Here is an 11,634-nt window from a genome sequence, read left to right on the forward strand (position 1 = left end):
TTCTGAACCGATGATTAACAAACGACTGCTTGTAAAAAACCTTTTGGCTCACAATGATGAGAGCAGTTTTTATGATAAAAAACGGCAACTGAATCTGCATACCAAAGAAGGCAAAGCAAAGTTTTTAAAACATATCTGTGCTTTGTCCAATTCAAACCCGACCAACAATTCATATATTGTTGTGGGTGTGGAAGACCAGGATAATGAAATTGTGGGCGATGATTTTTTTGACGACAGCAGGATCCAGAACCTGGTTAATGCTTTTTTGAATAATCCGCCCCGGATCCAGTATGAAAATGTTCCGTTTCCGAATCTGCCTAAAGATAAGGTTATCGGACTGGTGACGATAAAACCGGCACATAAGGTTTCTTCTTTTAAGAAGGGAATTTATACGATTCCTGCCAAAACGATCTTCGTAAGGCGCGGCAGCAATTCCATTCCCGTTGAAGAGCAGGATTATGTCCCGACCGATATGGAATTTAATTATTCCAATACCGAAACGGTCATCAGCATCGAGAACAATTCCCGGAACAGCATTGAACACACGCTGGAAGGGGTGATCGATTTTATGAATAACCGTCATAAAGACATGACGCCCAAATATAAAGTTTTCAAAGAGCTGTTTGTGGTTTGCTGGGCCGGCAACAAAAAGAAGGTGCGCGACAAAACATTTTTTTCCAGGGTTGATATTGAGCTGATCAACGAACAGGTCAAACTGTTTTATTCTGCTTTGGACGAAGTTACGGTGGAATATTCCGACGATAGTTTTACCATTACCGAATACCTTCCTTTGGGGTTAAATGACAAAACCAGCTACTATCCGCTTGAACGGATGTGCATTAGTTTTTATGACAACGGTTATTACAAAATGGATACGCAGATGCTTTTTGAACCGCCGGAATTTAACCGGAAAATGTTGTATCACATTTATAATTCCAATTTGTCATTAATCAGTAAATTGCAAAAAGGTTTACATTTGTCCGACAGGGAAAACAAAGATCTGGAAAACCTGCCTTCTACCTTGATGATCTGTTATTTAAACGGATTTGAAGAGGCAAAACAAAAATTGATTGACGCAAAACTTCTTTTAAAAGCACACGAGAACCCAACGGTATACATCTCGTTCAAGGAAGCGATGCGCATTTTAAGAAAAATGAAATACGGAATGAGTAATGAGTAGAACATTAGTTATTGGAGATATACACGGCGGACTAAGAGCTTTGCATCAGGTTCTTGAAAAAGCAAAAGTCAGTCCGGACGATAAATTGATTTTTTTAGGGGATTATGTCGATGGCTGGAGCGATTCTCCGAAGGTTATTGACTTTCTGATTGAACTGGAACAATCCCACCAGTGTTTTTTTATCCGGGGAAATCATGAAGAAATGGTTTTCCGCTGGTTATCCGCAGGGGATGACAATGCCGAATGGCGTTTTCATGGCGGACAGTCGACAGTGGATGCTTACCGGGATCTGGACATTCATACCAAAGACCGCCACATTGCGTTCCTGGACCGCCTGAATGATTTTTATATAGACGAACAGAACCGTTTGTTTATCCATGCCGGCTTTACCAATCAGAAAGGGGTGCACTATGAGTTCTTCCGCGGAATGTTCTGCTGGGACAGAACGCTTTGGGAAACAGCCCTGTCGCTGAATCCAGCGCTTTCGCCGGAAGATCAGTTTTATCCCAAACGGCTCACATTGTACACGGAAATATTCATTGGCCACACGCCGGTAACCCGAATCGGGTCGACCGTGCCGGTCAACAAAGCCAACCTGTGGAATGTAGATACCGGAGCGGCGTTTAAAGGCCGTTTAACCATTATGGATGTCGATTCCAAAGATTTCTGGCAGAGCGACCCGTTAAACGAGCTTTATATCGATGAAAGAGGCCGGAATTAGTTTATAATTTTCAAATGCATACTTTTGCAAAAAAAATTTTTAATATGAAAAAACATATCTTTCTTTTTAGCTTATTATTATGCAGCTTGTTTGTAAAGGCACAAACTAAAAACGAAGTTAAAGTGAATATCCTTAACACGATAGTACTGGCATCAGTAGAATTGGGTTATGAGCATTTCATTGATAAAGATCAGTCCATTGGCGTTGAATTTCTGATAAATGATCGTTTTTCATACACTACAGAAAAGAAAAACGGTGCTAAAGAATTTAAAACCAATAGTATTTTAGCTTCTTATAATTTTTATTTCGGTTCTGACGGACAAAGTAATTCCGGTTATTATGTTTCTCCGTTTTTAAAATACCGTTTCGGTGATTTTAATGAAAAAGAAACCGTTAATGATGTTGAGATCACCAAAACAACAGATATGAACAGTTTTATCGTTGGTTTGGGTACCGGTTATAAATGGGCATGGAATGACAAATTTGCCATTGCTCCTTATGTTAATATTGCACGAAACTTCAGCGAGGAAGTAAACGACCGTTTTAGTGCTGTTGAAGTGAATGCCGGTGTTAGCATCGGTTACCGTTTCTAAAACGTAAAAAAACATATAAAAAAACCCGATTCCTGCGAATCGGGTTTTTTATTTGGATATAACCAACTACTATAAATCAAATTTGATTCCCTGCGCTAATGGTAACGCATTTCCATAGTTGATGGTATTGGTTTGTCTTCTCATGTAAGCTTTCCATGCATCAGAACCTGATTCACGTCCGCCTCCTGTTTCTTTCTCACCACCAAAAGCACCACCGATTTCAGCTCCTGAAGTTCCGATGTTTACGTTTGCAATTCCACAGTCAGAACCGGCATGTGAAAGGAATAATTCCATTTCTCTCATGCTGTTCGTGAAGATAGATGATGATAATCCCTGAGGCACTCCGTTTTGCATTGCGATTGCTTCTTCGATAGTGCTGTATTTCATTACGTAAAGGATTGGTGCAAAAGTTTCTTCCTGAACGATATGGAATTCGTTTTTAGCTTCAATGATACATGGTTTCACATAACATCCGCTTTCGTATCCTTCTCCTTCTAAAACACCACCTTCAACAAGGATTTTTCCACCTTCCTGTTTGGCTTTTTCGATTGCGTTTAAGTAATCGTTTACAGCACCTTTATCGATAAGCGGCCCTACGTGGTTGTTAGCATCCAACGGGTTACCGATTTTCAATTGTCCGTAAGCGTTTTGCAATACACTGATCGTTTTGTCGTAAACACTTTCGTGAACGATTAAACGTCTTGTTGAAGTACAACGTTGTCCGGCTGTTCCAACCGCTCCGAATACCGCTCCAACCAATACCATACTGATATCAGCATGTTCTGAAACGATGATCGCGTTGTTTCCTCCCAATTCCAGGATGGTATTTCCGAAACGTTCTGCAACCGTTTTCGATACGTGACGTCCGATTCTTGTAGAACCTGTGAACGATACTAAAGGAATGCGTTTGTCATTGTTGATTAAATCACCAGACTCGTTTCCAACAACCAGACAGCTTACACCTTCCGGAACGTTGTTGTTTTTAAGTACTGTCGTGATGATGTTCTGACAAGCTACTGCACACAAAGGTGTTTTTGAACTTGGTTTCCAGATACAAACGTCTCCACAAACCCAAGCCAGCATGGAGTTCCAGCTCCAAACAGCAACCGGGAAGTTAAATGCCGAAATGATCCCAACAGTTCCAAACGGATGCCATTGCTCATACATTCTGTGCATTGGTCTTTCGGAGTGCATTGTTAATCCGTATAACTGACGGGACAATCCTACTGCAAAGTCACAGATGTCGATCATTTCCTGAACTTCTCCCAAACCTTCCTGAAGGCTTTTTCCCATTTCGTAAGAAACAAGTTTCCCAAGAGGTTCTTTATATTTTCTTAGTTCTTCTCCCATTTGACGAACAATCTCACCTCTTTTTGGTGCCGGGATCAGTCTCCAAACTTTGAATGCTTCTTCAGCAGCTTTCATTGCTGTTTCGTAGTCTTCTTTTGTTGAAGATTTCACTTTTCCGATTAACTCTCCGGTAGCCGGAGAATACGATTCGATGATTTTTCCGTTTGAAAACCAGTTCGAACCTGTAGATGTTCCTTCGTTTATTTCTTTAAGCCCTAATTGTTGCAGTGCTTCCTGAATACCGAATTGGTCAATTACTGTTGCCATTATTCTAAGTTATTTTCTTGTGTTTTTATTTTTCACAAAGTTACTGTTTTTTGTTTAAGGTTTTTAATCATTAACTTTTTAGCATGTTATGATTTCTTTACCCAAACAGCAATGATGCCCGTATTGTGTGGTTATTTTTTTGCGGTAAATCTTGGATCTGATTCCATTACGGTGCCGCAGCTCGAGCAGGTTCTCAAATCTTCCGAATTATAGAAGTGCTGAAAATGCGGCAGGAAATCTTTTTCGATGTCGTGCAGTTCAAAATAAACTTCATATAGTTTATGGTTGCAGTTGTCACAATGCCAAAGCAGTCCGTCTGTAAATCCGCGTCCGGCTCTTTTGCGTTCTATAACCAGTCCGATGGATCCTTCACTGCGAACCGGCGAATGCGGCATACGTGCAGGATGCAAATACATGTCACCGGCTTTCAATGCCATTTCTTTGCGTTCGCCCTCTTCCTGAATGACAATTTTTATATCGCCTTCCAGCTGATAAAAAAGTTCTTCCGTTTCATTGTAATGATAATCTTTTCGGGCATTAGGCCCGGCAACGATCATCACAATAAAATCATCTGCATCTACATAAATATTTTTATTACCCACCGGCGGTTTTAACAAATGCCGGTTTTCATCAATCCACTGGTTGAGATTAAAAGGTTTCTGAACAGCCATAATAAATGTTTTTACTAAAGTACAAAAAATGAAAAAGGCAGGTAAAAAAAACCTGCCTTTTACTATTACTTCACTTCTTTGATTAAGTAGATGTATACCGGAAAGTGATCACTAAAGCCCGGTTCTCCGTTTGAATTTCTTAAAGGATAACCCTGGTACTGACCCGTTTTCTGGATAAGATACGGTTTGTTAAAAATACCGGCTTTCCAAAAACGCAATGAAGAGTAATCTTTACGGATTAACGGTTCGCTAACGATGATCTGGTCAAAGATATCCCAGGCATCACGATAAGCCAGTGTTCCCAATCCGTCTTTGGACATTTGTTCCATAGGGTTGAACATGCCAAACTCTTTTACATCTTCTTTTTTACCTTTTGCGCCTAAAGCCACTTTAATACTCTTATTATAAGGTCCGTCATTTAAATCTCCCATAGTGATTACTTTCGCATTCGGGTTGATTTTGTATAACGAGTCAATAATTTTTTTGTTCAGCGCTCCTGCCGCTTCACGGAACGGGCTGCTTTTTTTCTCACCTCCTGAACGTGACGGCCAGTGGTTTACAATAACACTGATTTCTTCACCATCCAATAATCCGGTTACCAATAACTGATCACGGGTATAAACTCTTTTGGTTTTAGCATCTACATTTACGTTGTCGTCTGCCTTGTCATCGCCGTCACTTTTTGTTTTTTTGTTCAGGCCTTCTTCATTTTCATAAATGTATAACGGTATGTTTTTATAGCTTGTTGGCTGGAAGTGTTTTTTCTGATACAGGAATCCCACATCAATACCCCTTTTGTCCGGGGAATCAAAATGAATAACGCCATATCCTTTTTCCAACATTCTTGGCTGTTTCACCAAATCTTCCAGTACGCCTCTGTTTTCTACTTCGGCACAACCGATAATTACAGGGGCATTCGGGTTTTCGCCTGTTCCGATTTCAGGAAGAACACGGCTCAGATTATCTAATTTTTTTTGGTATTTCTGTCTTGTCCAGCTTTGGGCTCCTTTTGGCAACCATTCCTCATCATTATTCGGCCCTTTTATAGTATCGAAAAGGTTTTCGAGGTTATAAAAAGCAATTGTGTGCACTTTGAATTTTTTGTTCTGTGCGGTAACTCCGTTAGCTGTAAAACATAAAAGTAACAGAGCAATGAAATTTCTAATTTTCATGTATGGAATATTAAATTAACATCAAGTTTGATACAAACTCTGGGTCAAAAGTAAATAATATTCTTAAAAAATGTACATTTGCAGGCTGTTAAGTTTTTATTAAGACTTCGCAAACAAAAAATTAACTTAATTTTATTTATGAAAAAACTTGTATTTAGTATTTTATTTGTACTGCAAGTAGTTTTTGTTTGGGCTCAACAAAACCCGTCACTAAGGGGAAAAGTTGTTGATTCGAAATCGCAAAAACCACTACGAAATGTTGTTGCTACTATTCAAAGTACCAACCAATCTGTTATCACCAACGCAGAAGGTGTATTCCAGTTTCCAGTTCTTGCAGAAGGACAACAAACACTATCGGTAACAAGTACGGGGTACACTCCTCAAACTTTTGCTATTGAAATTGTTAAAGGCCAGACCGTTGACATGGGTATGGTTGTATTAGAAGAAGACATTACTTCTGAGCAACAATTGAGTTTAATCACTATTACAGAAAATGATTTGGGTGATGACAACAGTGGATCTGAAAGTACTTCAGGTTTATTACAGGCATCACGTGACGTTTACCAACAGGCTGCGGCTTTCAACTGGGGACTTGCACGTTTCAGAATCAGAGGTTTAGACAATGAGTACGGTACTACAATGATTAATGGTATCGTTATGAATAAACTATATGACGGAAGACCACAATGGAGTAACTGGGGTGGATTAAACGATGCAACAAGAAATCAAGAATTCACGATGGGTTCAGGCCCTTCTGACTATACTTTCGGAGGGATCTTAGGAACTCAGGAAATCAATACCAGAGCTTCTTTCTACCGTCCGGGAACAAGAATCTCTTTCTCAGGAACAAACACAAACTACTCTTGGAGAACCATGGGTACTTATGCTTCCGGTTTAACAAAAGACGGATGGGCATTTGTGGTTTCCGGTTCAAGAAGATGGGCTAAAGAAGGTTTCTTCGAAGGAACTGACTATGCTGCAAACTCATTATTTGTTAGTGTTGAGAAAAAATTCAACGAAAAACACAGTTTGAACTTTACCTCTATATATGCACAAAACAGCAGAGGAAAAAACTCTCCTAACACTCAGGAAGTTACAGATTTAATGGGTTATAAATATAACTCATACTGGGGATGGCAAAATGGAAAAAGAAGAAATTCCAGAGATAAAAATGTTGATGAGCCAATGATGATGTTAAGCCACTATTGGAAAATTAACTCCAAAAACACTTTAAACACTAACGTAGCTTACCAATCGGGTTCTATCGGTAATACCAGATTAGAATATCCGGGTGGAAATAATCCAGATCCAACGTATTACAGAAATTTACCTAGTTATTATTTAAATTACCACACTTCAGCAGGTCAATGGTTACCAAACAGAACTGAAGCAGCTGCTGCAAGAGAAAACTTCCTGAACAACAGCCAGATCAACTGGAACGATATGTATACTGCTAACCAGAATACATCCGACGGAAGAAGTGCTTACGCGCTTTCTGAGCAACGTACAGATGACAAACAGTTTACAGCAAACTCTATTTTAACTTCAGAATTATCAGAAAACATCAGCCTTAACGCTGCCGTTAATTTCAAAAAATTAACGTCTCATAATTTTGCTACTGTTGTAGATTTATTAGGTGGTGATTACCTTTTAAATGTGGATAAATTCTACCCTGGTTCAAGAGGTCAGTTTGACTTGAACAACCCGGATGCTCACATTACTGAAGGTGGTATCTTTGGTTACAACTATAACTTATTAGCGAATGTTGTTGACGGATTTACACAATTCAAATTCAACTACAAAAAAGCTGATTTCTACTTAGCACAATCGTTCTCCCGTTCTGAATACCAAAGAGAAGGTTTATTCAAAAACGGTAACTACTCGACTAACTCTTTCGGAAGAAGTGAGAAAGTAACTTTTGAAAACTTCGGTTTCAAAGGAGGTTTAACATACCGTGTAACAGGTGCACATTCCCTGAACTTTAACGGAGCTTATATGACTAAAGCGCCTAACTTAAGAAATACTTTTGCCAATGCCCGTAACAACAACAACATTACTCCTGATTTAGAGAGTGAAAGAGTTTTCAGTGCTGATGCAAGTTATATCTTAAGAACACCAAAATTAAAAGCACGTTTAACCGGTTTTATGTCTAAAATTCAAAACGTAACAGAATTATCATTTTACTATGCTGAGAACATTTCTGATGCAGAAGGAGATGAGGATTCTTTCGTAAGTGAAATCGTAACCGGATTAACGAAAAAGAACATCGGAGCGGAGTTAGGTATCGAGTACCAGATCACGCCTACAATTAAAGCAACAGCTTCTGCTTCTTACGGTCAATATACGTATGATAACAATCCTAACGTAAAAATTAACGACGATGCACAGGCTTCTGTTTCAAACACTTTCCCTGTTACTAACTTCGGAAAAGCATATCTTAAAAATTACAGACAACCGGGTATGCCACAACAAGCTTACTCTTTCGGTTTAGAATATAGAGATCCTCATTTCTGGTGGATTGGTGCTAACGTAAACTACTTAGCAGACAACTACATGGATGTATCTAATGTTTTAAGAACAGACAACTTTACAATTGATCCTTCTACTGGTTTATCTTATGTTGGTGCTAACGAAGAAACGGTTAGAAAAGCGTTACAACAGGAAAAATTCAATGATTTCACATTGGTTAACTTAACAGGTGGAAAATCATGGAGAATCAGCAAAAAGAACAGAAACACTTTAGGTTTCTTTGCTAGTGTTAACAACCTTTTTGATGTTACCTACATCACTGGTGGTTTCGAGCAATCAAGAAAAGCTACTTACCCAGACCAACAACAAGATATGGCAAGCGGTATCCGTTCTTTCGGTTCTAAATATTTCTACGGTTACGGAAGAACTTATTTCTTAAACGTATATCTTAATTTCTAAAAAATAGTATATGAAAAATATAAAAATCAAACAATTATTGTTTTTAACTATTCTTTTAGGGGTTTTCACAAGTTGTGTAAAAGATGACGAGTTTGACATCCCTACTTTAAAAGAGGTTTTATTCTACGAAAGCTTTGAAAGCACTACTCCGGGTAGTGGTTCTGTTGAAAATGCAATCGCTCTTCCAGGTTGGGGAAATTTTGCTGTTCACGGATCAAGAAAATGGCACAGCAGAGCTTTCAGCGGTAACAAATATGCTGAATTCTCTTCTTTCTATTCAAATGCGGCAACAGACCCGAATGATGAAATCTGGTTAGTTACTCCGGCTATTGACTTATCAAGTTCTCCGGCTGCTTTTTTAGCCTTTGAAACAAAAATAAGATTCTGGCAAGGTGCTGCATTAACTGTTTTAGTATCCAAAGATTTTGACGGTACTCAGGCAGGTATCGCTACTGCTACATGGACAGAGTTGAACCCGACTTTACCAGGTAGTACTCAGGCGGATGTATTCCTTTCAAGTGGTCCTGTGGACTTAAGCTCTTATGTTGGTAACTCTAATGTTAGAGTTGCTTTCAAATATGTTGGAAGCCGAAATGGAATTACAACTACCGTTCAACTTGACAATGTGAAAATTTACGAAAACTAATACGTATGAAAAATTTTAATATAAAAAGCATTTTTATTATCCCTGTTCTTTTCGCAGTTGCTACAAGCTGCGTGAACGGTGATCATTATTCTGCTCCGGATTTATCGGGAGATTGCTCTAATCTTACAGCAACAAAACCCGTTACAGCTGTTACTTCAAATGCTACAGCAGCCTACAAAAAATATGAAGATGCCGATATTATCGAAGCTTATGTAACATCAAGTGACGAAGGTGGTAACTTCTACAAATCAATTTCATTGGTTTCTACAGACGGAACTGTTGGATTCAGTATGCCAATTGATGCCTACAATCTTTACAACAGATACGAACCGGGAAGAAAAGTTTTTGTTAACATGAAAGACCGTTATTATGCAACGGAATTCAATTCTACAATCATTGGTTCTTTATTTAACAATGATACTCCTGATAATCCAAGTGATGATAAAGTAGGTAGAATTTCTGCTAATGACTATAAAAACATCCTGAAAGCTTCTTGTACTAAAGTTGACGAGGATCAGATTGTAAAACACCTTACGATTAATGAGGCAAAAAGCAATCAGTACCTTAACATGCTGATCGAGTTGGATGGTGTTCAGTTTTCGGATGCTTCAAACGGGAAAATGTATTATGATGCCAGCTTAAACAGCTTAGGTGGTGCTACTAACCACAACATCACTGATATCAACGGAAATTCTTTGATCCTTAGAGTAAGTTCATTTGCTACTTTTGCTGCAGATGTAACTCCTAGAGGAAGTGGAAAAATCAGAGGTGTTATGACAAAATATAACAACGATTTCCAGTTCATGATCAGAACAATCAATGATGTTAAAATCGAGAATCCAAGATTACAGGCTTTCTTTAGCCAGGATTTCGAAAGCATCACAGCTACTGGTGCTAACCAGTTCATCAACTTACCGGGATGGTCAAACGTTTCTTTAAACAATGGTGCTAAAAAATGGGAAGCCCGTATTTTCAGCAGTAACAAATACGCACAACTTTCTGCTTTTGGTTCCGGAGAAACAAACATGAATACCTGGTTAATCACACCGGCAATCAACATGGACAACACCACTAATGAGCTTTTACTTTTTGGTTCTAAAATTGGTTTTGCAAATGGTGTAGCGGTTACTGTATTAATTTCGACCAACTATGATGGTTCAGGAACTGCTGCTGCGGTTAACGCGGCAACATGGACGCCATTGAATCCAACTATGGCTCCACAAACGCAGTCTTATCCAACAGACTTCGTTAGTTCAGGACCGGTAGACATTTCGTCATATAACGGAAACGTTCATATCGCCTTCCGCTATGTTGGTTCATCAACCGGTATTAATTCAACATACCAGATTGACAACATTAAAGTTTACGGTGCTCAGCAATAAGCAGGCATCTTAATGATACCAAAAAGGGGCATTGTATAATGCCCCTTTTTTTATTGCCATAACGCAACGGTCAGTACAAAACTAACCGGGCAGGCCTTCAAAGCCTGCGCTTTATTTTAAGCGTTTTTACGGCTGCTTTTTTAAAAGATCACGGATTTATCCACCTTTACCAGAAAACAGCTTTAATCCAATAAAAAGGGCAGTCAGATGACCACCCTTTTCTTATTTGATGAAGAAAGAATCTTATTTCTTAACAATTAAGAATTCGGATCTTCTGTTTTTCGCATATTCTTCTTCGGTGCAATTCTCGCCACAGTTCACTTTCGGCTCGCTTTCACCATATCCTTTACCGGATATTTTGTCTTTCGCGATTCCTTTAGAGATGATGTACTGAACGGTTGATTTTGCTCTTCTGTCGGACAGGTTCATGTTGTACTGGTCACTACCTCTGCTATCGGTATGGGATTTCACCATGATCACCATAGCCGGGTTGTTTTTCATTACCTGAACTAGTTTGTCTAACTCAAACGCCCCCTGTTGGGTGATGTTGCTCTTGTCGTATTCAAAGTAAATATCATTCAGGATGATCTCGGTTTCGGTTACAATCACGTCGATCGGCTGTAAGTCGGCATTGATATTAACAATACCGCCTCTTGTTTTACTCACCGGGAAGTTATTGCTCTCATAACCGTCTTTGGCTACCTGAAGGGTGTAGGCTTTGTCA

Annotated in this window: 10 protein-coding genes; 6 read left to right on the forward strand and 4 right to left on the reverse strand. The window is 39.0% G+C overall.

Annotation, left to right across the window (positions count from 1 at the left end; translation table 11 throughout):
• Positions 1-10: 10 nt before the first annotated feature.
• Genes BGO42_RS03560 through BGO42_RS03570 form a run of 3 tightly spaced genes read left to right on the forward strand, consistent with a single transcriptional unit; the run spans position 11 to position 2,494 of the window.
• The gene (locus tag BGO42_RS03560; RefSeq protein ID WP_177731061.1) at positions 11-1,180 is read left to right on the forward strand and encodes an ATP-binding protein; all 1,170 of its coding nucleotides are present in this window, start codon (positions 11-13) and stop codon (positions 1,178-1,180) included.
• On the forward strand, positions 1,173-1,901 hold the full coding sequence (locus tag BGO42_RS03565) for a metallophosphoesterase family protein (RefSeq protein ID WP_177731059.1): 729 nt from the start codon (positions 1,173-1,175) through the stop codon (positions 1,899-1,901). Before BGO42_RS03560 ends, BGO42_RS03565 begins: the two co-directional genes overlap by 8 nt.
• Before the next feature lie 44 nt (positions 1,902-1,945).
• Positions 1,946-2,494 (forward strand): DUF3575 domain-containing protein, encoded by a 549-nt coding sequence (locus BGO42_RS03570; RefSeq protein ID WP_177731057.1) that lies wholly within the window; start codon positions 1,946-1,948, stop codon positions 2,492-2,494.
• A gap of 69 nt (positions 2,495-2,563) precedes the next feature.
• Here BGO42_RS03570 and amaB read toward each other — a convergent pair whose 3' ends face one another.
• The 3 genes from amaB to BGO42_RS03585 all read right to left on the reverse strand — a co-directional run bounded on the left by amaB (position 2,564) and on the right by BGO42_RS03585 (position 5,954).
• The gene (gene amaB, locus BGO42_RS03575; protein WP_273245943.1) at positions 2,564-4,111 is read right to left on the reverse strand and encodes an L-piperidine-6-carboxylate dehydrogenase; all 1,548 of its coding nucleotides are present in this window, start codon (positions 4,109-4,111) and stop codon (positions 2,564-2,566) included.
• Positions 4,112-4,242: 131 nt separating this feature from the next.
• The gene (locus BGO42_RS03580) at positions 4,243-4,782 is read right to left on the reverse strand and encodes a 3-hydroxyanthranilate 3,4-dioxygenase (protein WP_177731053.1); all 540 of its coding nucleotides are present in this window, start codon (positions 4,780-4,782) and stop codon (positions 4,243-4,245) included.
• A 65-nt stretch (positions 4,783-4,847) separates the two neighbouring features.
• Positions 4,848-5,954 (reverse strand): endonuclease/exonuclease/phosphatase family protein, encoded by a 1,107-nt coding sequence (locus tag BGO42_RS03585; RefSeq protein ID WP_177731051.1) that lies wholly within the window; start codon positions 5,952-5,954, stop codon positions 4,848-4,850.
• Between the two features lie 138 nt (positions 5,955-6,092).
• Between BGO42_RS03585 and BGO42_RS03590 the strand changes: the two genes are divergently transcribed.
• Genes BGO42_RS03590 through BGO42_RS03600 form a run of 3 tightly spaced genes read left to right on the forward strand, consistent with a single transcriptional unit; the run spans position 6,093 to position 10,910 of the window.
• Positions 6,093-8,882 (forward strand): TonB-dependent receptor, encoded by a 2,790-nt coding sequence (locus tag BGO42_RS03590; RefSeq protein ID WP_177731049.1) that lies wholly within the window; start codon positions 6,093-6,095, stop codon positions 8,880-8,882.
• A 10-nt stretch (positions 8,883-8,892) separates the two neighbouring features.
• Positions 8,893-9,528: a choice-of-anchor J domain-containing protein gene (locus BGO42_RS03595; protein WP_177731047.1), complete on the forward strand. Its 636-nt coding sequence runs from the start codon at positions 8,893-8,895 to the stop codon at positions 9,526-9,528.
• Between the two features lie 5 nt (positions 9,529-9,533).
• Entirely contained in the window at positions 9,534-10,910 is a 1,377-nt protein-coding gene (locus BGO42_RS03600; protein WP_273245939.1) for a DUF5689 domain-containing protein, read from the forward strand.
• Positions 10,911-11,153: 243 nt separating this feature from the next.
• On the opposite strand, the gene BGO42_RS03605 is transcribed toward BGO42_RS03600, so the two are convergent.
• The coding region (locus BGO42_RS03605; RefSeq protein ID WP_286748671.1) for an OmpA family protein at positions 11,154-11,634 on the reverse strand (481 nt) is incomplete at its 5' end.

The sequence above is a fragment of the Flavobacterium sp. 40-81 genome (assembly GCF_001898245.1).
Taxonomy (GTDB): Bacteria; Bacteroidota; Bacteroidia; order Flavobacteriales; family Flavobacteriaceae; genus Flavobacterium; species Flavobacterium inviolabile.